Source organism: Marinoscillum pacificum (assembly GCF_024714495.1).
Lineage (GTDB): Bacteria > Bacteroidota > Bacteroidia > Cytophagales > Cyclobacteriaceae > Marinoscillum > Marinoscillum pacificum.
This window is the reverse complement of the sequence record NZ_JAMZMJ010000015.1, coordinates 100,936-123,286: the sequence shown is the minus strand read 5'-3', so window position 1 is coordinate 123,286 and position 22,351 is coordinate 100,936. Positions and strand designations below refer to the sequence as shown.

Annotated in this window: 24 protein-coding genes; 15 read left to right on the top strand and 9 right to left on the bottom strand. The window is 38.3% G+C overall.

Annotated features, from left to right (window positions below):
• Nucleotides 1-103 precede the first annotated feature (103 nt).
• On the top strand, nucleotides 104-556 hold the full coding sequence (locus NXS00_RS23435) for a hypothetical protein (protein ID WP_258101722.1): 453 nt from the start codon (nucleotides 104-106) through the stop codon (nucleotides 554-556).
• A gap of 14 nt (nucleotides 557-570) precedes the next feature.
• Here NXS00_RS23435 and NXS00_RS23430 read toward each other — a convergent pair whose 3' ends face one another.
• The 5 genes from NXS00_RS23430 to pnuC all read right to left on the bottom strand — a co-directional run bounded on the left by NXS00_RS23430 (nucleotide 571) and on the right by pnuC (nucleotide 3,857).
• Nucleotides 571-954: an acyl-CoA thioesterase gene (locus tag NXS00_RS23430; RefSeq protein WP_258101721.1), complete on the bottom strand. Its 384-nt coding sequence runs from the start codon at nucleotides 952-954 to the stop codon at nucleotides 571-573.
• Nucleotides 955-1,056: 102 nt separating this feature from the next.
• Entirely contained in the window at nucleotides 1,057-1,440 is a 384-nt protein-coding gene (locus tag NXS00_RS23425) for a DUF3037 domain-containing protein (protein ID WP_258101720.1), read from the bottom strand.
• Nucleotides 1,418-2,212: a HipA family kinase gene (locus NXS00_RS23420; protein WP_258101719.1), complete on the bottom strand. Its 795-nt coding sequence runs from the start codon at nucleotides 2,210-2,212 to the stop codon at nucleotides 1,418-1,420. Before NXS00_RS23420 ends, NXS00_RS23425 begins: the two co-directional genes overlap by 23 nt.
• 48 nt (nucleotides 2,213-2,260) lie before the next feature.
• On the bottom strand, nucleotides 2,261-3,265 hold the full coding sequence (locus tag NXS00_RS23415) for an acyl-CoA dehydrogenase family protein (RefSeq protein WP_258101718.1): 1,005 nt from the start codon (nucleotides 3,263-3,265) through the stop codon (nucleotides 2,261-2,263).
• Entirely contained in the window at nucleotides 3,252-3,857 is a 606-nt protein-coding gene (gene pnuC / locus NXS00_RS23410; RefSeq protein WP_258101717.1) for a nicotinamide riboside transporter PnuC, read from the bottom strand. The genes NXS00_RS23415 and pnuC overlap by 14 nt, the downstream gene beginning before the upstream one ends.
• A gap of 1,096 nt (nucleotides 3,858-4,953) precedes the next feature.
• Between pnuC and NXS00_RS23405 the strand changes: the two genes are divergently transcribed.
• The 3 genes from NXS00_RS23405 to NXS00_RS23395 are packed head-to-tail and all read left to right on the top strand — an operon-like array spanning nucleotide 4,954 to nucleotide 6,431.
• Nucleotides 4,954-5,502: a DNA-3-methyladenine glycosylase I gene (locus NXS00_RS23405; RefSeq protein ID WP_258101716.1), complete on the top strand. Its 549-nt coding sequence runs from the start codon at nucleotides 4,954-4,956 to the stop codon at nucleotides 5,500-5,502.
• 57 nt (nucleotides 5,503-5,559) lie between these two features.
• Entirely contained in the window at nucleotides 5,560-6,009 is a 450-nt protein-coding gene (locus NXS00_RS23400; RefSeq protein WP_258101715.1) for a GNAT family N-acetyltransferase, read from the top strand.
• A gap of 14 nt (nucleotides 6,010-6,023) precedes the next feature.
• Entirely contained in the window at nucleotides 6,024-6,431 is a 408-nt protein-coding gene (locus tag NXS00_RS23395; protein ID WP_258101714.1) for a hypothetical protein, read from the top strand.
• A 69-nt stretch (nucleotides 6,432-6,500) separates the two neighbouring features.
• Here the strand turns inward: NXS00_RS23395 and NXS00_RS23390 are convergent, their stop codons facing one another.
• Together NXS00_RS23390 and NXS00_RS23385 are read right to left on the bottom strand one after the other, a co-directional pair.
• Nucleotides 6,501-6,902: a sll1863 family stress response protein gene (locus tag NXS00_RS23390; protein WP_258101713.1), complete on the bottom strand. Its 402-nt coding sequence runs from the start codon at nucleotides 6,900-6,902 to the stop codon at nucleotides 6,501-6,503.
• A 5-nt stretch (nucleotides 6,903-6,907) separates the two neighbouring features.
• Nucleotides 6,908-7,105 carry a CsbD family protein gene (locus NXS00_RS23385; protein WP_258101712.1) on the bottom strand — a complete coding sequence of 66 codons (198 nt, stop codon included), beginning with the start codon at nucleotides 7,103-7,105 and terminating at the stop codon, nucleotides 6,908-6,910.
• A 308-nt stretch (nucleotides 7,106-7,413) separates the two neighbouring features.
• Here NXS00_RS23385 and NXS00_RS23380 point away from each other — a divergent pair, with 308 nt between their 5' ends.
• Both NXS00_RS23380 and NXS00_RS23375 read left to right on the top strand, forming a co-directional pair.
• Nucleotides 7,414-7,743, top strand: coding sequence for an antibiotic biosynthesis monooxygenase family protein (locus NXS00_RS23380; RefSeq protein WP_258101711.1), 330 nt, complete (start codon nucleotides 7,414-7,416; stop codon nucleotides 7,741-7,743).
• Between the two features lie 82 nt (nucleotides 7,744-7,825).
• The gene (locus NXS00_RS23375; RefSeq protein WP_258101710.1) at nucleotides 7,826-8,230 is read left to right on the top strand and encodes an SRPBCC family protein; all 405 of its coding nucleotides are present in this window, start codon (nucleotides 7,826-7,828) and stop codon (nucleotides 8,228-8,230) included.
• An 11-nt stretch (nucleotides 8,231-8,241) separates the two neighbouring features.
• On the opposite strand, the gene NXS00_RS23370 is transcribed toward NXS00_RS23375, so the two are convergent.
• Nucleotides 8,242-9,255 (bottom strand): hypothetical protein, encoded by a 1,014-nt coding sequence (locus tag NXS00_RS23370; RefSeq protein ID WP_258101709.1) that lies wholly within the window; start codon nucleotides 9,253-9,255, stop codon nucleotides 8,242-8,244.
• A 281-nt stretch (nucleotides 9,256-9,536) separates the two neighbouring features.
• On the opposite strand from NXS00_RS23370, the gene NXS00_RS23365 reads away from it, so the two are divergent.
• Nucleotides 9,537-9,713 carry a hypothetical protein gene (locus NXS00_RS23365; RefSeq protein ID WP_258101708.1) on the top strand — a complete coding sequence of 59 codons (177 nt, stop codon included), beginning with the start codon at nucleotides 9,537-9,539 and terminating at the stop codon, nucleotides 9,711-9,713.
• Nucleotides 9,714-9,901: 188 nt separating this feature from the next.
• Nucleotides 9,902-13,519 carry an FG-GAP-like repeat-containing protein gene (locus NXS00_RS23360; RefSeq protein ID WP_258101707.1) on the top strand — a complete coding sequence of 1,206 codons (3,618 nt, stop codon included), beginning with the start codon at nucleotides 9,902-9,904 and terminating at the stop codon, nucleotides 13,517-13,519.
• 6 nt (nucleotides 13,520-13,525) lie between these two features.
• On the opposite strand, the gene NXS00_RS23355 is transcribed toward NXS00_RS23360, so the two are convergent.
• Nucleotides 13,526-17,821, bottom strand: coding sequence for an ELWxxDGT repeat protein (locus tag NXS00_RS23355; RefSeq protein WP_258101706.1), 4,296 nt, complete (start codon nucleotides 17,819-17,821; stop codon nucleotides 13,526-13,528).
• Between the two features lie 972 nt (nucleotides 17,822-18,793).
• Between NXS00_RS23355 and NXS00_RS23350 the strand changes: the two genes are divergently transcribed.
• The 7 genes from NXS00_RS23350 (at nucleotide 18,794) to NXS00_RS23320 (ending at nucleotide 22,105) form a co-directional block, all read left to right on the top strand.
• Nucleotides 18,794-19,231 carry a hypothetical protein gene (locus tag NXS00_RS23350; RefSeq protein WP_258101705.1) on the top strand — a complete coding sequence of 146 codons (438 nt, stop codon included), beginning with the start codon at nucleotides 18,794-18,796 and terminating at the stop codon, nucleotides 19,229-19,231.
• A 174-nt stretch (nucleotides 19,232-19,405) separates the two neighbouring features.
• Nucleotides 19,406-19,702, top strand: a complete 297-nt coding sequence (locus NXS00_RS23345) for a barstar family protein (RefSeq protein ID WP_258101704.1) — start codon at nucleotides 19,406-19,408, stop codon at nucleotides 19,700-19,702.
• Nucleotides 19,702-19,998 carry a hypothetical protein gene (locus NXS00_RS23340; protein ID WP_258101703.1) on the top strand — a complete coding sequence of 99 codons (297 nt, stop codon included), beginning with the start codon at nucleotides 19,702-19,704 and terminating at the stop codon, nucleotides 19,996-19,998. The genes NXS00_RS23345 and NXS00_RS23340 overlap by 1 nt, the downstream gene beginning before the upstream one ends.
• Before the next feature lie 285 nt (nucleotides 19,999-20,283).
• Nucleotides 20,284-20,652: a DUF7677 family protein gene (locus NXS00_RS23335; RefSeq protein WP_258101702.1), complete on the top strand. Its 369-nt coding sequence runs from the start codon at nucleotides 20,284-20,286 to the stop codon at nucleotides 20,650-20,652.
• A gap of 1 nt (nucleotide 20,653) precedes the next feature.
• Nucleotides 20,654-20,986: a hypothetical protein gene (locus NXS00_RS23330; protein ID WP_258101701.1), complete on the top strand. Its 333-nt coding sequence runs from the start codon at nucleotides 20,654-20,656 to the stop codon at nucleotides 20,984-20,986.
• 35 nt (nucleotides 20,987-21,021) lie between these two features.
• Complete coding sequence (locus NXS00_RS23325) at nucleotides 21,022-21,324, top strand: hypothetical protein (RefSeq protein ID WP_258101700.1); 303 nt, start codon at nucleotides 21,022-21,024, stop codon at nucleotides 21,322-21,324.
• Nucleotides 21,325-21,580: 256 nt separating this feature from the next.
• Complete coding sequence (locus NXS00_RS23320) at nucleotides 21,581-22,105, top strand: hypothetical protein (protein ID WP_258101699.1); 525 nt, start codon at nucleotides 21,581-21,583, stop codon at nucleotides 22,103-22,105.
• Nucleotides 22,106-22,351: the final 246 nt, after the last annotated feature.

Sequence of the window (22,351 nt, the reverse complement as noted above, 5' to 3'; positions counted from 1 at the left end):
CAAATCATGGGTAACAGAAGCAGCCTTTATCTCACTAGTGAGAAGAGTACTTTCTTGCTTTTAGAAGCGAACAACTATTTACCGTTTTATTGGGCATTTCTACATGAGCCGAATTTCACTTTTGGATCTAGAAACATGCACAAGTAAAGTGAGATATATCAATACCACGTGGGAGTCATCAGGAGGAAGATCAAATTCATCCGTCCAACGATTGATCATTTTATTTGAAAACAACCTGGAAACTTACCGCCTTGATGAAACTTTTCACAGCCAATTCGAGCCTCTATTCAATGAAATTAAACCAGAAGATTCCATAACCGTATATTTCCCGAATAAATGGCAAAGATTCGTGAGTTGGAGTGAAAAAAATGACATCTATCAAATCCAATCCGAGCAGCACACGCTATTCCCAATCACGAAAAAACAAATCCAAAAAAAAAGCCAAATGAATGCGTTTAATGTTTTGATATGGATATACGGTTTCATACTTGTGGGGTTTCTAGTCATCAAACGACTTAAACATCGCAATTCAGGAAATGACTTACCTATTGAATAGAACATTCAAATTCACTATTCAGGCAAATCGTTAATTACTTCAACCTTTCCATGTGGCTGTGGTTTTCCATCTGCATCCAGATTCACAAATACGATTTTATCGATGGTGATGATCTCTTCTTTGGTGACCTTATTTCGTACCAAACATTTTAGTGTAAGTGAAGATTGACCAAACTTGACCACTTCCATTCCCATTTCGATGATATCACCCGTCTTAGCTGAACTCTTGAAGTCAATTTCTGAAATGAATTTGGTAACAATATGTTTGTTATTCCCCAATTGACACATGGCGAAAATGGCTGCTTCCTCGTCTATCCAGCTGAGTAACTGACCTCCAAAAAGACTTCCGTTAGGATTTAAATCTTCCGGTTTGATCCACTTTCTACTATAAAATTTCATTGCTTAGTCTTTTATTCGAATGTACGAATATCAATAATAACGACTTTAGTTTCAAACGGGTTCTTCAAATCACTTAAAACTTAAAACATTGATATGAAGAACCTACCCCACCATCTCCTCAAACAACCGTTTTAAGCTCTTTTCAGGATTTTGGGTATAGCCGATATGAACTGGAGAACACTGAATAATCGTACTACGACTTGCCGTCAACCAACGAAAACGCTCAGGCATGGATAACTGAGCAATTGGTCCTCCATCCTTTTCTCCTCGGCAGATCTTCTCAAAGGAATTTACATATTGCTGAACAAGCTCCACATCTACTTCTTTGAATAGAGCATTGATGCGTTCTGCATCCAAATGAAATACACAATCGCAGAATCGATGGCCAGAACTATAAAGTCCTACTCCAATGTTGATGAATTCACCTCGCTCTACCAGAGGAACGAGTCGAATCATCGCATACTCAAACAAGTGATTGTCTTGCATCTTCAGCTTCTTTTACAAATAGTTGAGAATTGGACACACGAGTAATTAGAAAGTCTTTGTAGACTTGTCGTTGAGCATCGGCTGTTTCAAATGATCGGTCATCCAGCCAATCATCAGGAATGGAATTGACAATGCGATCAATAACCTCCTCACTTAGCAACGGACGAAATTCTGCATCGACAGTATCTAGTTGATTGGCTTTATGAAGCAACACGTGTTTGGAAACTATTGGAAACGGTTGCTTACCATCGGTTTTGTTCCAGCTATGATGCCAGTAAAGCGAAGCACCGTGATCAATGAGCCAAAGCTCCTTATGCCACCAAAGCATATTGGTATTACGAACAGTTCGGTCCATATTCATTAGTAAGGCATCCAACCAAACGATTTGAGAAGATAGTTTCAGATCAAGATCCGTTGCCACTGGATCGAATGTGATTGCTCCTGACAAATAATGCAAGCCCAGATTGAGACCAACACTTCCTTGAAGCAAATCCTGAATCTCTTCATCACCTTCCAGACGACCAAATCCTTCCGCCAAGTTTACATACACCAACTCAGGCATATTAAAACCTAACATGCGCGCGATTTCTCCACCTATTAGTTCCGCAATCAATGCTTTGGTGCCTTGACCTGCACCTTTAAACTTCAGTACATAGTTGAAGCCATCATCAGCTTCTATGATTCCTGGCATGGAGCCTCCTTCACGTAAAGGAGTCACATAGCGAGTGGTATTCACTATTCTCAAGCCTAATGGATTGTTTGCTAATTCCATAAGGTTCAAAGATAGGTAAGACTTATTGTTTGCCTACCCCTTAATCAATCAATGATTTTCATTGCCACTAGTAAAAATATGATGCTGAGTTCCTGTAAAGTAATCTCTGAAAATCTGATTGAGGATATGGTCTTCTCTGCTGGCTTTTACCCCGAGCAACGGATGCAAGCCAATGATTGAAGCAGACAATTGTTTGACTGATTTGGCTGCATCTTGATGAATGTCAGAAATCAGTTCTTCGCTAAATTGACCAGCTTCTTCAATTAAGGAAATCACTTCCGTAGCTCGTTCATTGATCTTTTCATTAGCATGAGCAATCACTATGTTCAAATGCTCGTAATCCATTTTTTGAGCAACTTTCATTGCCTCTTCCAGATAATGCTCTGCCATCCCTACATAGTTTACCCAAAGTGTCAGATCAGCAAAAACAGAAAAATGAATCTTGAAGATATCCTGCGGTTGATGGAACTCATTGTAAACAAAACTGTAACGCTCATTGACTATCACATCATTCACTTCAAACGAATGCGTGGCAGAAGCTTTTAACCCCATCGTATTCCAGTCTTCAATGATCTTAACATGGTCGGCAGGAATCATAAACGATAGAAATTTTGGTGTTCCATCCTCGTTGAATTGCTCCTTGCCATTCTCAATAATCCGGGCATTCAGCGTAAAGTGTGTCAGGTAAGGTGCGCCAGTTGTATAACGCCAGGTTCCGTTTAACCTGTAGGAATCTCCTTGTTTGGTAGCTGTTCCAAACATTCCTCCGCTTCCTCCGAAGATTGCTGGAGATTTAAAAAGCTCATTCGCTACTACAGGCTTCAGATTGCCAATGAAGAAATTAGCTCCACTGCACAACGTAACCGTCCAACCCAAACTACCATCTAATCTAGCCAATATTTGCAGCTTCTTTAGTCCATCTTTTAACGATAATTCTAATCCACCAAACTGTTTCGGAACCCAGATATTCCATAGGTTTTCGTTGACAATCCAATTCAAAACCTCTTTGCTAAACACTGGAGCATCTGTCAATTGATCCTTAAGCTGCCGCATAAACTCCTCCTTCCTCTTTTCTCATGATGCTTCTCCATTTCAGATATCCTGATGTGCCCATGATGAACAAAAACACCGTCATCCCTGCATAAATGTACAACTCTTTGTAAACCAACAATGGAATTGAAATGATGTTGCTGATGTTCAGGTAAATCCAATTTTCCAATTTGCGTTTAGCCATAAGCCACATTCCAGCCCAGGCAAAAGCACTAACCACCGCATCCCAAATTGGCACATCGGAATCGGTGTGAAATGATAGCCAATAGCTCATCAGGGCAAAACAACCTAAGACTATGCCAAGTGCTTTCAGGTGTTCTGACTTATCTGAAGTGGAAATAGGTGTCTCTGCTTTTTGTTGGCCAAACTGCCAATAAAACCACCCGTAAATACTCATAATCAGGTAATAGAGATGCAACAAAATGTCTGCGTACAATGCACTTTGGTAGAGCACCCAAATGCTCATAAGAATAGATACGATTCCGAAAAGGTAATTGTGAATGTTGTTTTGTCGGGCTAGAACTACCTGCACAATCCCGAAAAGTGTACCCAGCCCTTGCAACCAGGTCAATTGCATGAAAAATTCCTCGATCATTGGTTATTCGTTTTCAATGAAATGAGGAGATGAACCAGGCTTTAGCAGAACTGCGAAAGCCTTCAAAATCCCTACGCCGGTATTATCCGGATCAGGTGCGGAGCATAACTCCTGGGTATCATCTCAGCCTGCCAACACAGCAAGCACCCCATTTGCGGCAAATGTAGAATGCAAATGGGGAGTTTCCAAAAGGAAGCGTCACTATCCGAATCCATGATTTATTGACTTTCTTGACCGCAATTAAATTGGATTATAGGAGAGTCTATCACGTCATTTTGCTAATTAGATTCCCTTAGAGTTACATCAAGATCTTCAATAGAATGCTACTTACTCATGTAACTCAGGGAATGACGAAACAAAAACGTCACTCCCCGAATCTTTGTTGTATTGACTTCTTAAACCGTCATTGAAATGGATTCTAGGGGAGTCTGAGGTTTAGTAAATATTATTATCATATAATCAGCTTTCATTTGTCCCTCTCGATAACTACGAAACTAAAGGGTGTGAAAGCTCATTACCCAGAAATTCAGATAATAATTGATCTTTAAAAATGAACCCTCTCTTAATCCCTCTCTTGAGAAGAGAGGGAAATAACGGTAAAAAAGTCGCTCCACGAATTCTAGTTGTATTGACTGTCTTGGCTATAATTAAAATGGATTATAAGGGAGTCTATCCCATTAAATAGCGAATTAGATTCCCTTAGTGTTATTATAAGACCTTTTATATAATGCTATTTACAACTGTAACTCAGGGGTGGCCGACAAAGCAATGACGAAACCAGAACGTCACTCCCCCAATCCTGGTTGTATTGACTTTATTAACCTTCATTGAAATGGATTCTAGGAGGAGTCTGAGATTTAGTAACAATTAACCTCATTTAATCAACTTTCATTTGCCCCTTCCCTAAAGGGTGTGAAAGCTCATGACCTTGAAATTCAGGGAATACTTGATCTTTAAAAAAGAACCCTCCCTTAATCCCTCCCTTGAGAAGAGAGGGAAATAACGATAAAAAAAGTCGCTCCACGAATTCTAAAACAGATAGTATCTTTACTCCACCTAATTCGTAAACACTGTTTCGAACCAATTACAACCAACTATGTCCTATTGCAAAGCGATTCCTAACATCCCAGAACCCCGACGATCTTTTCATCAGAAATACCACGACAACTACTACGGATTCCCCATCCATGATGACGATGAACTATTTGGCAGACTTGTCATGGAAATCAATCAAGCAGGGCTCAGTTGGGAGACTATTCTGAAGAAGGAAGAAGGCTTTCGTATGGCTTATGACAACTTCCAGATCGACAAAGTGGCTGCTTATGGTGAAACGGATCGAGAACGCCTCCTCTCCGATCCACAAATCATTCGTAACAAGCTCAAAGTAAATGCAGCAATCGTCAACGCCAAAAAAATCAAAGAACTTCAGAAAGAGTTTGGTTCATTTGAAAAATGGCTAGATCACCATCACCCTCTCACATTACAGGAATGGATGAAGCTTTTCAAAAAGACCTTCAAGTTTACTGGTGGTGAAATCGTGAATGAATTCTTGATGAGTACTGGCTACCTACCTGGCGCACACGATGCTGACTGCCCTATCACGAAAGAGATCGAGAAGGAAAACCCAAAATGGATGGAATCGTGATTTGGAATTGGGCAAGTCTATAAATAACTAGCAGTTCCAAATTTGACTTTACAAACGATGAACTACTCCCATCATATCAAGACTTTTGAAGAACTGACAAATACCGAGCTTTATGACCTGCTGAGGTTGCGAAGTGAAGTATTTGTGGTGGAGCAAAACTGTGTATTTCTGGACCTGGATGATAAAGATCAAGCGTGCTATCACCTCCTACTACATCAGGACAGTCAACTAGCTGCTTATGTGCGGATCGTTCCGGCTGGTGTTACTTTCAAAGAAGTCTCAATAGGTCGTGTGGTTACCTCTCCTGCTACTCGTGGATCTGGATTGGGCAGAGTGGTAATGGAGCGTGGCATTAAAGCTTGTCAAGAACTGTTTGGAAATGAACCTATCAAGATCGGCGCTCAATGCTATGCGCTGAAATTTTACAACTCACTTGGTTTCGAGGAAGTTGGTGAAGTGTACGATGAAGATGGCATAGATCATATTCATATGATATTGGAGTTCTAAAGCTATAATTGATCATGGCGAATAAAATTCCCTGGTATCACCTGTTCGAATGGAAAAACCTGACAGGCACAATTGTTATTCTCTTAATTATTGGATCATTAATAGCTTTCAAATTTGTTCCAGATATCATCTATCGAAACAAGCTTGAGACCTATCAGGGAGAAGCTGTTGGAACGATTGTTTCTATAAAAGCAAATGAAGAAATGTCTCAAAGTCATAATGGGACAGAAATATACATAGGATCATATACAATTAGTTACCAATATCAAGTGGATAGCTTAGTTTTTACAAGTGCAAAAACCATCCATTTGACAACTCATAATCACGAGTTTTTCGATCGTATCCTCGTCGATTCTGTTAATTCAATTACCATCAGATATGATAAAGATCGACCTTCCATTTCAACTATTAAAACGGATTAAAAATAACAAAAGCCACCCGATGAGGTGGCTTTTAAGCTGTTTGTGGTTGTGGTCACAAGTATTGAAAGTCTATGCTTCGTTTTTGAAGAAGTCTTTAAACTCTTCCCCGAATGCTTTCAAGTCCCTTTTCGCATTGTCTAATCCATCCTCTACAGTATCCTCAAACTCTTCCCAGTTTGACTCTGTAGAATCGTCGATCTCTTCCAATCTGTCTTCCAAGTTCTCTTTGGTTCTTTCCAGGTTGTCTTTTGACGCTTCCCATTTTCTTTTCATGTCATCAGAAGCATCGGCCATTTTGCTTTTTGTCTCTTGAATTTTCGCATCAATGTTGTCAATCGTCTCATTGACCTCTGCTTTCAATTCTGCTCTTTCTTCAGCCCATTCGTTTTGCGCTCGCTGAGGGTTATTACACTGTGTGAATAAAATGATACAGGCTAAAAATGTCCCTCCGATTGTTAATAAAGTTTTCATGGCTCTTATATTTTTTCAAGTTCAGACATCAATTCTTCCTTAATCTCTTCTTTGCTGCGTCCAGTTTTTTGCTGAAGCTTTCCTAGAAGTTCTTCTTCTTTGCCTTCTAAGTACACCAAATCATCATCAGTTAAGTCAGCATATTTCTGCTTCAACTTACCTTTCAATTCGTTCCAGTTTCCTTTAATTATTAGCTCATTCATAGTGTGTAAGATTTAGTCCCTCGCCTAAGCTCGAGATGTGTGTATTTAAACTGTGGTTGACTTAACATAGACGATAACCGTTCCAATTAGTCACCTACCCAATAAAAATCACGTAACTCACTGATTAATTGAACTTTAAATACGAATACCAATACTATCTAATAGATCCATCACCTTTAAAATCGTAGAATTATTTACCCAATAGTGGGGATCACAGACCCCAACACGAACTATACACCCTTCAAAAAAGCATGTTGGATCCGCTTGGAATTAAAGTTTTGTGCGAACTTTCGGTTATAAACGCTACTATGAAACCAATAAGTGTCATCAACTCTATAGAAGTACCGGAAGGTCATGAAGAAATGGCTATCAAGGTGCGAGATATTTACATCAACTACTTCAAGTCTAAACCCGGCTTTGTTAGCTCCACGTTTTACAAGTCTATCAACGCTGAGAATACCTTCAACTTTGTCAATATCGTGGTTTGGGATTCATATGAATCATTTCAGGCAGTGGTGAATAGCGGATTTGACAATGAAGATGGACTGAATGAAGATCAAATGAAGGTCCTGGGCAAAGGTTTTCCGGATCCTATCAAAGTATCTCCCGGGCAATTTGAGGTGATTAGGAATGATTAACACCAAGCTGTATTTGTTATCAATAATCCTTCTATTGCAATCACGGAATCCTGAAACTAACAAATTTGAGGGAAGCTGGTGCATGTGCTCATATCATGGGAGTTATGTAGAACTTCATATCTCAGAGCAGGTTCATATTCCCGGATTGTTAAACCAAACAGATTATACAATAACGAATGATACGCTAATTGCAAATCAATTTGTTCAGGGTGAATTTCAAGGAGTAATCAGCTTCGTTCATTCAGCAACATTAGAACAAGACACGCTTCACTGGCTGATTTATTCTGATAATTCCTTAAAAGGTCACTTGAAATTTCACAGAATGAGAAAGGCCATTGACTTTACATCTCAAGATTCTTTAGATTTTAATCAATGGGTAAAACAGTTGCATCCATTTAGAAGCGCAAAAGCTAATTGTCAAGACCTTCGTTCTATAGAAGAATTAAAAAAGGACACGATCGATCTACCAAAGTTCAGTGATTTTTAATATTTAGAAACTCACACATAAGACTCCTCCTGATCCATTGTCATCACACTCAGGATTTGCTTACCATATTTAGGCTTAAACATAATTAGCTTATCTCCTACCTGCAATTGATCATACAATCTGGTTTCTACTGCCACATTCCCGGAAGAGGTATAAACCGTTTGCTTGGTGGCTGTTCTATTGGAGGTGTGCGTTTGCTTGTCTGTCACCAGTACTGGCACAGCGTGTTTGTGAGCATATTGTTTGTTGCGTATCCAAAAACCAAGATTACGCATCACCCGAAAGCCATTCCACATAGGCACCATAAACAAAGGGAAGAAGATGATCACCAGGCCAATCAATTCACTGACCAACAATCCATAGAGAATGAACAGAAAGGGACTCATAAAGAGTAATCGAGTTCGTAAATCCTTATAAAAGTTCTTCTTCAGTACTTTCAAATCCTTTTCTGTAAGTCGCTGATCCGGAAATTCCTTCATCAGGAACTTGGTATCAATAGCAATCTCTTCGTGCTGATCTTCCGTCTCACCTTCTATGCACTCAAAGTTTAACACAACCTTAGACTTAGGCGCACGGTCCATTACCACATGATCACCAACTCTGGCTTGACTGTAATACCTGTAATCTACACTGTGTTCCTGACCATTGATATACAGATAATAATGCCTGGTTGTTTTGGTCGACGTACCTGAACGACGACCCGATGAACGATGAGTTGTAGAGGTGTGAACATTCATTCGTTTGTCCGTTACCTCTCCGGCAATTCGCTCTTTATAACCATTAGTAATATCCTTATAAATGGCCCAAACCTGAAAAGCAATCACTCCAGCGAATATCATGATAAAGAAGCCAAAAACGATCATTACGAAAGGCTCGTCATCAAACCCGTCAACGATATTGCTCAGGACAAAATGGTACATGGCAGCAAAGATCCCAGCCGTAAAAACCGAAAAAACCGCTATAGGAAACAGCCTATTTCGTAGTTTCTTTATCTCCTCTGGCGTTAGTGGATGTTGCTCTGTCATAGATTCATCAGTTATCCAACAAAGATGAAATCAAACTACTCCGCTTTTAATCCGTGTTGGAGGGTATTTTGGAGGTAATGGTTACAGATATGCCTGAGAGTCTTCACTTGAACTCAATTGTATCGAATTCTACTGGGTTACCTGTCCTTTCCACTATCTAAGAACTCTTTCTCATTCTAAATCACAAACCGCAATAGCTCCCCCGCAAGACACATTATTCCCGATTCATCCTGTCTAATGTTTAGAACAAGGGCCATAAGTTAATTTAGCAGCAAACCAAAATGACAAAACATTATCAAAATCCTATTTTCAATAATACTATAACAACTGGATTTGCTCAGGTAAAAATTAACACAGACTGCTCTAGATTAGCAAACATGAATGACTTCAACGCAAGAGTCTATGTAAATTCCTATGGCTTCAAAACGGACATAGGTGTTCGCTATGACTATTCCTAAAAGAAACTTGTGCGGATGTTTTGTATTGTCGGCAAGTCTAACGGAGATATGTTTATCCCTTTGGAAAAGTAAATTACCTCACCATTTAACTAGTATCACGGAAAGATCAATTGTTTGTTTATATATTCTTAAATTCGGCCTACAAATCATTAATGGAATATAAATTTTAGCCAGAATATTAACTAAAAATGCGTTCATCAAAGCAACTCGAAGTTTGTACTACTCAAAAACTTCTCAAATCATTTAGTATCAGTTTAATTTATGCAGTGTTGTTTTATTGCTCAATATATCAGTTGGAAGCACAATCACCTGTTAAATCTAATTTTACTGAGGTAAATTTAGAGGTTACAGATGTTGATGATATATACGCGTTTGATATCGCTGATATTAATAAAGATGGTGCAAAAGAGTTAATCATTACTTTCAATAACGCTGGACATGGCACAATTGGAGAAGCTATTTTTAATTCCTCAAATTCTTGTAGTGTTTATTCGGACCATATTGCTGGTGACACGTATTTGACAGAATTTAGAAATGGACTATTAACCTCTGATTTTACAAAAGATAATAGCTTAGATATAATTGGTGCGAATGGAGGTAGCACATTAAATATCTACACTAAGAATGATCAAGAATGGGAACTATTGCCTGGACACGTAATTGGCTCCTATGGAAATAATTTCGAACTTGGTGATTTTAATCATGACACATACCCAGAAATACTCACCAATGCTGCTAATACGAATATTGTATCTTATCTAGATAGCCATTCTGGATGGCCAATGACTTATAGCCTCAATGAAGAAAATAGTTCGTGGCAAGAATGGGTGGATGTGGATAATAATGGGATAGACGAAATCTTTACTATTTACAGACAAGATTATTCTGACATATCCGAACAAATCATTTATCGTTATGACTCAATTAGTGATACTTTCATTACACTTGATTTAAATCTAAATATTGATTTTTCAAATGTCGAGACCTTCACCTTCTATGATTATGACCAAGATGGTGATAAGGATTTATTGACACTTCCTCCTGTAGGCTCAGAAGGTTACAGTTTAGAAACCCACCTCTATATTAACGATGGCTCTTTTAACTTCAGTTTTTACAAAAGCTTTCCATCCGCAAATCGAGCGATTTGGCATGATCTAGATAATGATGGTTGGGCCGATTTGATTCTTGAATCCTCTCCTCCAAAAGAAAATCCCACTTTTACCATCCTCTATGTTACCAAGGTATTCTTCCAACGTGGACTAAACGAATTTGTAGAGTCAGACCTGGAATCAAAGGCCTATGATTGGCGCAGTGAGTTAAAACTATCTGATTATGATAATGACGGAGACACTGATATATTTTTCCAGTATGAGAAAGAATCTTTCTCCCAAGGAATAAGAGTTTGCATCAATGATTGGGCTGATTTAGGAAATACAACTTCAGCACCTACAGTTCCTGACAATCTTTCAAATCATTCGATAGGGAACTTTGCAAATGAATTAAGCTGGAATTCTTCATCAGATGACAAATGCGGACAATACGGCATCTATTACAACGTAGCTATAAAAAAAGATGACGAATATGTCCTGGCCCCATCTGCTGATGTAAGCACTGGTAAACAATTTAAAACCTTTACCTCTAATGTAGGAAGCCATACAACACTTCCTGTAAATTGTCTTTCTGATGGGACGTATCAATGGGCAGTACAAGCGATAGATAATTCCGGAAAAGCTTCTTCATTTTCAGATTTTCAGGAGTTTACTATTACAGGGAGAAACCCATCATCACCCATTAATTTAAGTGCAGAAACTCTATCAGATAAGATTATTTCATTATCATGGGATTCTACTTCAGACAATGAAACGGAATACGTTATTGAGAAAAGAACACCTAATCAAGATCAGTTCTTTGTATTAAAGATGATCCCTGCCAATCAAACAGTTTATACTGACACTACATTTGAAGGTGCTTCTACTTTGATAGAATACCGAGTTAAAGCCGTTAACTGTGCTTCGGAAAGTGAATACAGTAATACAGTACTAGCGGAAACATTTCCTATGCATTTTAGCCAAAACTCTAAGTTTATACTTTCTCAGGCTAAAGGTAGAGCTGCTAACCTTGGAGACTACAACAATGACAGCTTCCTTGATCTTTTGATTAATTATAGAGATGAGATAACCAGAGATTATAAAGTTGAACTATACAAAAATGTTCAAGGCCAATTCATTCCATCTGGGATATTCTTCGAAAATAATGAGTTGAGTCAATTGGAATGGATTGATTATAACAATGACGGACAGCTAGATATATTTATGGTAAGTGATAGTTATTGGGACAAAACCATAAGTGTTTATCAAAATAATGGAGACAATGGGTTTGAACAAATTCAACTTGATTCTCTGTTTGAAGGGTTCGAAAATGTCGATGACCTCTTTTGGATAAACTTAAATAATGATCAAAAAAGACAGCTTATCTTTAGTGCATCCTCTGAATTTGCATCAAACAATCGTAACATATTTATCCTTTCCTTTAATCAAGACAATTCTGTAGGTATTAAAGAGATCATGCAGGGAGTTAAGTTATTAACCTCACCTACAGATCTTAACAATGATGGATTCCTGGACTTTCCGGTTTTGAATACTGCTCTCACGCAAAATAACCTGGGTTATCTAATGAATAAGGACAATCTAACATTTGAGTACATCTCAATGAATTCTGGGCTCACTAATTTTCAAAAAACCATCATTTTCGCCCCATTGAATGAAGACACATACCTTGATGCGGTATTAATGGGGCCATATTATGAGGAAAATCAATACGGACAGAGTATTATTCTCTCCAATAATCAGGGAGAATTTATTGAAAAAACAAATACTAACCTATTGCAATCAAATCAGAATGAAGCCTCAATTGCTTTTGGGGATTTCTACAATGATGGCAGTACTGACTTGATAACAATGGGCTACTTTGAATTATCGCCAACTCAATCACATGATGGTACAGTTCTCTATCACAATATTGGAGATTATCATTTCGAGCAAACGTTTGGATTATTCGAATCTGAAACTCAGCATGGACAGGTGGTCACGGGTGATATAGATAATGATGGAGATCTTGATATCATTCATTTGGGTGAATATAATTATACTTCTCCACGAATCGTGTTGTTTGAGAACACAATAGTCGACGGTTGGGGAATTTCCAACGCTGCTCCGTTACCCCCTACTTCTCTAACCAACCAAACTAAAGGTAATAGTGTAATTTTGAGTTGGAACAATGGATCCGATGACCTAACATCAGTGGATCAACTATCCTATAATGTAGCTTTGATTAAGGATGACTCGGATACAATCCTATTTCCCTTAAGCCATAGTAATGGTATAAGAAAAGTAGTTGGATTGGGTAATGCCAATCTTAACTTACAATTAAAAATTGACAGTCTGGAAATGGGTAACTACAAGTGGTTAGTACAATCAATTGACGGTACTTTCCAAGGTTCAGAGTTCTCAAACTCGCAAGAATTTGAAATTGTAGAAACGAATGTATTGAATAGTCAAGTTTCAGATAAAATTACCATTTACCCATCGCCAGCTGCAGATGATGTGAATATAGAAGTAAACCAATCGATCGGTGAAATAATTATTCAGGACCTATTAGGGAGAACTATCACTTCTAGAAAGTTTGAATCTTCAGCTAATAAAACCGTTCAATTGAACATTAAAACATTGAACAAAGGACTTTATATAGTCATGTTGAAAAATGAATTTGGAGAGCTTATTGGTACAAATAAACTAATAAAAGAATAATTAAACTCACTCTTTGATAAATTTGGAATGAAATCGATCAGTATCCGACCATGCATTGAGTATATAAACTCCTGAGGGTAATTTGGAAACGGATATCTGTATTTCTCCTTTAGCTTTATAGAATGCCAAAGACTGTACGAGTTTACCATCTATTGACATAATCTGCACATTGAGAAAGTTATGCTCTCCTGGAATTGTAATATAGTCTGATGTGGGATTAGGATAAATTGAAAGATTCTTTAAATCAGAATTTAAAAGAGTTTCTTCTTCTTCTTCTTCTTCTTCTTCTTCTTCTTCTTCTTCTTCTTCAATTTGTGACCGAGAACGCTCTTTTGTTAACTGAATTATCTTTACTATTGAGGTGGATTCCCCACATCCCGACATGTCAACAGCAATTTGATGGACAGAAGAAGTAGAGTCCCATTTCACCATCACGCCATTTTCAGTAAACCCTGTGATAATACCTCCTTCTATTGTCCATCCAGTTATAGATGTTCTAGTGCTTGCGAGATTCACACTATAAGTGTATGGATAAGTAGGAATAACTCTATGATCACCTGATATATTAAATGCAAATATTGGAATAGTAGGTTTATAAGTAAAAAAAGCGCCATCTCGACCAGTAAGATATAAATTCCCTTCGGAATCTTTGTGAATGTGATCAACATCATAATGAGAGCTGGAAATTACCTCCCAATTAGTACCACCATCAAGTGTTTCATAAACATAACTGCGATCCACACCGAACCCCCAATTCTCCGTAAAAAACACCATATCCAATTCTAGTGAAACATCATTACGAGGGACATCAAACCAGTTTTGGCCTCCGTCTACAGTTCTGGTTATTCTACCATCGTAGCTTACCAGATTAATTAGTTGTTCATTGACTATGTCTATTTTAGAAAACGAACTACCAGTATTAATTAATTGCCAGTGAGCCCCACCATCTTGAGTGGTGTAAATACGGTAATTATCATGTAGAACACCGAAAGTAGGAGTAAGAAATTTCCATTCTGCAGGATATGGAACTTCTTCAAAGCCTTCAGGAAAGTATCTTTCCCAGGTAATTCCGGCATCCTCGCTACGATACATTCTATTCTCTCCATCTCCCTCTGGGTCGAATATATGACCAAGAACTACATCTTTGGAAACATAACAAAACTTAGACATTGCTGGAGCATCTACCATTTCCTCCCAATTAAAACCACCATCAGTAGTTCTAAATGAAGTCAATGAGGTAGTAGCAAGTCCATTAAGTTCATCATAGAAAACAGCATCATTAAAATAAGGAGCACTCAATGAAGCGTCTTTGAAGGTCAATCCATAATCTGTGGATAATGCAATGCTACCTTCACCATATACAATCATTATTGGTCCATCGGTATTCACTTTATTAGGTCCTGAAAAACCGCTAAAGTATCTGGTATTGATATAGGATATCAATTCAAAAGAAGAATCTTCACCCCTAATTATCATCTTAAATGGGTAATTATTACTATAGGTATCTTCAGACCTCCCAACTCCAATGATTAAACCATCCTTTATATCTATTGACTCAATTTCTCCTCTAGCTGAAAACGCCAAACTCCAATTTTTACCCGCATCAGTTGTCTTATACAAACCTTGCCCAGAGCGATACATATACCCTTCAGTAGAAGTAGTCATTTGAACCCCTGTTACTTCATTATAATAATCAGAACTAACCAGCAAGCTCCATGAACCTCCACCATTAGAGGAAATGTAAGAGCCCCCATATGAATTATAGTAAATAGCATCATCTAAAACTTCAATTTCAGTAATCCCGTTGACGGATTCTACCCCAACCCTTGACATTTCCTTCCAGCTAATACCACCATCTGATGTTTGGTATAAGATACCCATTTCGGTACCTAAGTAACCGATACTATCACTTTGAAACTTGAGAGATGAAATTTCATCAACAGGAATTTTGCTCAATGCAATCCACGAGTCACCTCCATTCTGAGTCCTGCGAAGTTTACTTTCGAGATCAATTACATAACCTAACGTATCATTCACAAAATCACCACCCAATATCCTGGTCTCATTCATTCCTAAGGATAAAAGTTTCCAATTTTCGCCTTGATCCATGGTTTTTAGGATCCCATTTGCGCCAATAGCATAACCGATATCATCGAAGAACTTCAGCTTGTCATAAGAACTAATGAGAGGTAAATTCAAATTTCTCCAGGAGTACCCATTATCATCCGAAAGAAGTACTTCACCAACTCCTACTGCCACAACTCGTCCATTATCAAGTATAGCTACATCATTAAGCGGACTTGCGCCAGTTTTAAAAGTCTCTTCACATCCTTCGGAAGGTGTAATTTGTTCAAAAAGATCTACGACACTGATAAATAGAATACCTGTATCGCTTACAATCCCATCACTTGCTTGAACCCTTATTCCGTAGGTTGTCTGTTGCTCATAATCAAAAACCGTATTCGTTAATAATTGGTCATTTTCAATTTGAAATAAATGATTATGGGCATCTCCCTCACCTTGAACAAAGGCATATGACACTTCATCTGAACCATTAAAAGACAATCTACCAATTTCACTGCCTGAGGGTTTATTCTCATCAATTTGATGAACAGAAAGTTTAATGGAACTGGAATCTGACAAAGATAAGTTCAGGGTTTTACGAAGAGGTGAAATTTGATCAAAACATGACAGAGAGTCACTACTCAAAATCGTGCTTGAACCTGTTAAAACTGTTTTGCTTCCAATAGATGAAGGATCACTACTTAAAACATGCAATGCTCCATTGAAATAACCACTTTGAGCGGGAAAGAACGATAGCGTCCCTGACATAGAACCAGAAACAGGAATAATTCCAGAAAAATCACTTTCTATGTAAAAATAATCACCTGACACCTCCAGATTACCTATATATAATTCGTCCCTTCCAACATTAGCAATCTGAATGGACATTTCTTTGCATCCATTAGTATCCACATCCCCAAAATTGAGCTGCTCCTGAACAACAATTTTGCCAGAAGGATCAGAAATCCACACGGATTCATTATAAAAATCACCTTCGGTTTTAAAGAAGAAATGAGTATCAGTTGATGACATAAACTGCAAGCCATCCAGGTCATCACGATAAACATATATTTCTTCAGGGTGCTCCATATTCATTATGGCCAGGTATCTTCCACTGGTCTGAAAGTAAAGTTCATCTTTCCATAGAGTCATTCTGATATCATTATCACCATCTCGCCCATATTTAGCAATGTATGTGTCATTAACCTTATGAGTTCCAGATGGCGTTCCATCAGACACCCATAGTGAACTTCCATCCACTTCATTGGATATATAATACAGTTTGTTGTTATAAGAGATAAAATTGAGCAACTCAGATTCATATGTATGAGGGCTCCATGAGGTACTTCTAACTTCTAATGTTCCACTGGTGGTACCATCAGTTACCCACAATGCGTCAGTAGGCTCTCCTGAGTCAGGATAAATTCTGACAGAAAAATACAGCAGTCCACCAGTTGCAAGTTGATCCCCAATTTCAATACTTCCATAAGTATCAGTGGTCCAACTAGCTAACGAGTCAAAGGTTTGAGTATCAAAACTAAATTTACCCATTTTTTGAACCCCGCCATAATCGCGACCAGAGAACAGATAAATTTCGTTTTCATCAATGTAAGACACTTTTAATTGATCAAACCCGTTAAAATTAAATGGAATAAACTCACGCGTATCGTCAATAAATTTCGCCAGGAAACCATTATAGGTATTGTGCAGATACAACTCCTCATTTCTCACAAATAACTTACCAGATATTCCAGAATAACAATAACTAAGTAAGCATTCATCCTCTAGTGTTTTTAGATCGATTAAGTAGGCTCTATTATCTCCAACTACAATAAGATTCTCCTTATACACTAACCATTGACTGAGGAGAAAATTTCTTGTTCCACTAGCAAGATCGAGAAGGTTTCTAGTACCTGTCGCACTTCCATCTGTCACCCAGAGTTCCCTACCCAAAGAACCAGTACTTGCCATGAAGTAAAGATTATTATCCACAACAAAGAATCTGTCTGGATTAGAACTTCCTGGTCCAGGGGAGATATCTTTAACTAGCTCGGTTCCGTCTTCTGTCCCATCGGTTCTCCACAATTCGTAACCGTAACCCTCAATATGCGCAGAAAAATATAATTCCCCTTTATAATTAATGGAACTCCCAATACTTTCGAAATCAACTACTTTTTTCTGAGAGAAAGAAAGTAATGAAGAAAGAAATAGAAAGAAAAAAAGAGAATGTTGTTTCATGCTTGCAATCATCAATGGCCGTGTAAATATAGGGTTTACTTTGGATTACACCGGCTAAAATTATTCCAAAAACATTTTTCCCATTTCAAACATTTGCAATGTTTTCCATCATTAATCAAAGTCGTATCAAATAGTGTTTGTGAGGTTTCAAACTTTCTGTTCAAGTAAGCTATTTCGATTCGGCTCCTCTATTATTGATCGATGCCATTCCTGAATATGTGGAGGATAGTTTAAAAAAATTGATCCTTTTCAAGAAGTTTACCTGTCCTGACCAGCTCAATGCAGTGCGTATCAATCCTTTCATGTTATAACCTCTGCCGTTTTTGATACCAAACAGTTCGAATTGCATTATCCAACACCTAATTATAAAAAGATGTCTTGCCCGGATGTTTATTGTGTAGAGTAGTTTAAATCAGGAAAGGAATACAAGCATCACACCATTAGTATTTATTCAAATCCTACCCGTGATCCGGTTAATATTGGTACTGACTGGTCGAATATTATCCTTATATAAGTTACTTGATTAGAATGAAACGATGGCGTAAGAAAACGTGCGAAAAATTTAGAGTACCACTATATTGAATTTCCAGATGAAATGGAAACAGGGTTTATTTACTTCAAGAACTCAACCGGACATAGGAATGACATAAGCGCTTCAGGCTATCATACAAACGAACAGGAGATGTTATTAACGCTGGCGACAATGACAGATACTCATCAATCCGCACCTGTTCAGTACATCACACCAGCAAAATACTTTCTCTGTCATAGATTCATCAGTTATCCAACAAAGATGAAATCAAACTATTCCGTTTTTAATCCGTGTTGGAGGGTATTTTAGAGGTAAGGAGCACATAATCATTACCCGAATTATTACTTCAAATTAGGGTTTCCATGGCAATAAATAGTGACATCTAGGTTAATTGAACTTACTTTGAGCATGATGTTAGTCTTTGTACTTAATTCTGAACTATGAGTTACGACTTAATTGTTTTTAATCCTGCTGCAGCGCCACGAAATCAAGAAGCGTTTATGGTATGGTATCAACAACAGGCTAAATGGGTTGAAGATCATGACTACAATAACCCTGAGGTAAGTTCAGAGGAACTGCACAACTGGTTTATGGAGATCAAAGAAACATTCCCGCCCATGAATGGCCCGTATGCATCTGATGACGTGAGCGAAGATCAGACACTAGCCGATTACAGTATTGGACAAGACATGATCTATGTGGCTTTTGGGTGGGTGTTTGCCGATCAGGCCTATCCATTCGTGAAGAACCTGGCTGCCAAGTATCAGGTAGGATTCTTTGATGCTAGTGGCAACTCAGACATCTTTTTTCCTGATGGCTCTGGCCAATTGGTCTCGATCATAGAACATAGCAAGCCCTGGTGGAAGTTTTGGGCATGACTCGTTTCTAAATTTTCCAAGCTGGCATTAACGTTCCGCGTGTGACATCAAGACACTCTATAAGCAGAATGCTCCCCGGCATCCCAGTATTGCTTTCAGAGGTAAAATGGGTTAGCTTAGGCATGTCATAATATAGATGGTCATGTTATGACTGTGTTATCAGCAACTTGAAGAATGAAAACCTGCAGAACTAACGGAACCAAGATCACGAACTGGAAAACCTTCCACAATGAATTCAAGAAGCAGATGAATTTTCCGGATTATTACGGGGAGAACATGAACGCATGGATGGATTGTGTAGATGAACTAAGTGACGCACCAACAATTATCGAAATAACAAAAGGACATCTTCTTAAAGAACGAGCTCCTGAACAATTGGAGGCAATTTTTGAATGCTCGGCCTTTGTGAATTACAGAAAAATCGAACAGGGTAAACACCCAACTCTAATGATCTCTACTCAGTTGTATTAATGAAAATCCCTAAAATCAAGTTAATTCCTCAACCTGAAACAGAAGAGGCAAAGAATGCTGTTGGATATGAATGGAACGAGGTTGCTGGAACCCGACATTTCTTGGGAGGTCAACCAGATGAACTTTCAGAGAGTGAGTATCCAAACTGCTCCGTATGCTCGAATAAAATGACGTTTTACGCTCAAATTGATTCAATCGGAGATAACTATGATATAGCAGATTGTATGGTAATTCACAACTTTGTATGTTTTGACTGTAACACCGTAACGGCTCAACTAACGCAAACTAGAGCGTGAAAAAGCTCATAACAAACGATGATGTCGCATAGCCTTACTTAGCCATCTTCTAAGTGCATGCTCAACATCCTGCTTATCTACAGCCAAGAAAACTGAAGTGCTTTCTTCCCAAGCTGCCTCACGCGTTCCCGTATGACTTTATCATATCAAGACACTTCATAAGCAGGATGCCCTTCAACCTAGAATTGCTTTCAGAAGTGAAATGGGTTAGATTAGGCGAGATATTATCAAATGACATGATCGCTTATGTTATTACTATGTTACATGCCATTATAGGATCGATTAATGTTCTTCAAGAAGAAACAAGAAAAACAGAATCAAGAAGTAGTTGTTGAGCTTTCTAACGACTTCAAAAGTGCGCTGAGGCATTTTGCCTATTATTATACCAATGGAACACTTCCTTTTGTAATTGGCGATGAATCAATTTTGAAAAATGTTGACTATAGAGAAATTCTTAAAGAAGAGGCAAGCTTAGTTGAGCAAGCGTATGCAATTTTTGCCAATGTCATAAAGATGGATTCTTCCGGTAAAGTTCTTAACCAAACACAGGCAATGAAAAGAGCAGCACAATGGATCAGGCACGTATGCACCCATAGAATAGATAACTATATGATTGAGCCTGAATTTGAAGATTGGGAAGTTCATCTCCATTAATATGAAAGCTGATAAATTAAAAAACATTTGGATTGAAGCAGAAGAATGGGTTGAGGGTCAATGGAACTATGATAATAACAACACAGACGTCATTGTAACTCTAACGAATGGTGAAAGATATGTCGGATCATTTTTCACCTATTCTAATATCAAGGAACTGAAAAATAAGAACCAGCGAACTGGCGAGAACTTGAACGGTAAATACCTATGGTCAAGCGACATGATTCTGATCGACAAATGCTCTCGACAGGACATTGAACAGGTAATTGACGAACTCCTCAAGCAAGACGAACTAACTTCTGTGTTCAGCAAAATTGTAGAAGACGGCATGTAACAAGCGATATAGCGAATGGCCGAACTAGATGAATAATGAAATTTGAAGACTTTCGAACAGAACTTGAAGCCAAACTTCAGACTATAGAAAAATTCGAACTGCAAGAATTCCTATATCAACCATACTCTTTTGGAAACGGACGTCTTGGTTATCGGATTAACGGCAATTGTTATAGATTAACCTATGACGGACGTGAACGCCAACTGAGAGTCGATTCGAGTGAACCACATGAAAAGTATTCCGGTGCAACTTGGTCTGAACTTCGAACATTTGACGAACTATCTGAGAACATCTCGGAAGTGGCGCAACTTCTAGCCACCGGAACAAACAAACCGTAAAAAAAACAGGACATAACAAGCGCCCCTGCACTAGTTGGAGTTGCTCCAACTAGTTGATTGCCACACTAGCCAATAAAATCCCTCAATCTAGCCCAATCGTACCACGTGTGATTTTAAATATCAAGAAACTCCCTAAGCAGATGCCCATTGCATCCCAGTGTTGCTTTCAGAGGTGAAATGGGTTAGATTAGGCATGTCATAATATAAATGGTCATGTGTATGACTGTGTTATGCTCCATATTGTAGTCCAAAACAGATGTATTTTTTAAACATTAAACTAAGTAGAACTATTCCTATAATCGGCGAGGTTAACGCAATTAACTTTTACGATGATAACCAATTGATCTATTCCTGTAATGTTACTAGAACTACCAAACGGACTGGGGTTTTTGAACTTTACAATTCCAACAACTCACTAGCAGCAACAGTAAAATTCACGGATAATCTGAGAACCGAATACACAATCCAAGATCATTTAAACAATGAACTTTGGGAATACCATATTCCAAAATCAAAAGTTCTTATTTCTATCGCTCCTGAATATTGTTTTTTAAAATCTAACTCAACTGAATTCAAGGTTTTGGATCAGAAAGATTGGAAACTGATTTTGGACAACCAGGATCGTATCGGTCGATTAACAACAGAAATTGAACATCCTCTTAAACCAGCAAAATGGAGAATTACAATCGACAACAATGCATTTGCGACGCTATTGAGTGCGTTCACCTTGACTATTGTGATTCAACACAAAGTGTATCTCATTTACGAACCAAATGACTAGTAAAGGAGCACAACAAACGATGATGGCCCTTTGCCTCCCCCCTCACTTTGAATTCCGCCGAAGCTAAGACCGGTTTCCAACAACAGGCATAACACAGCCTTCATCACGCTTAAAAACCCTCAAATTTCCCTAGGTCAGGTCCTGAAAGAGGTCTCCGCACGTGTGCGGAAGCCCCAAACATCCACGTTTTGCCTTGCTGCAAGCTGCAGAACCTCCAAACGGCTGTGTTTATGCCTTCGGAAGACC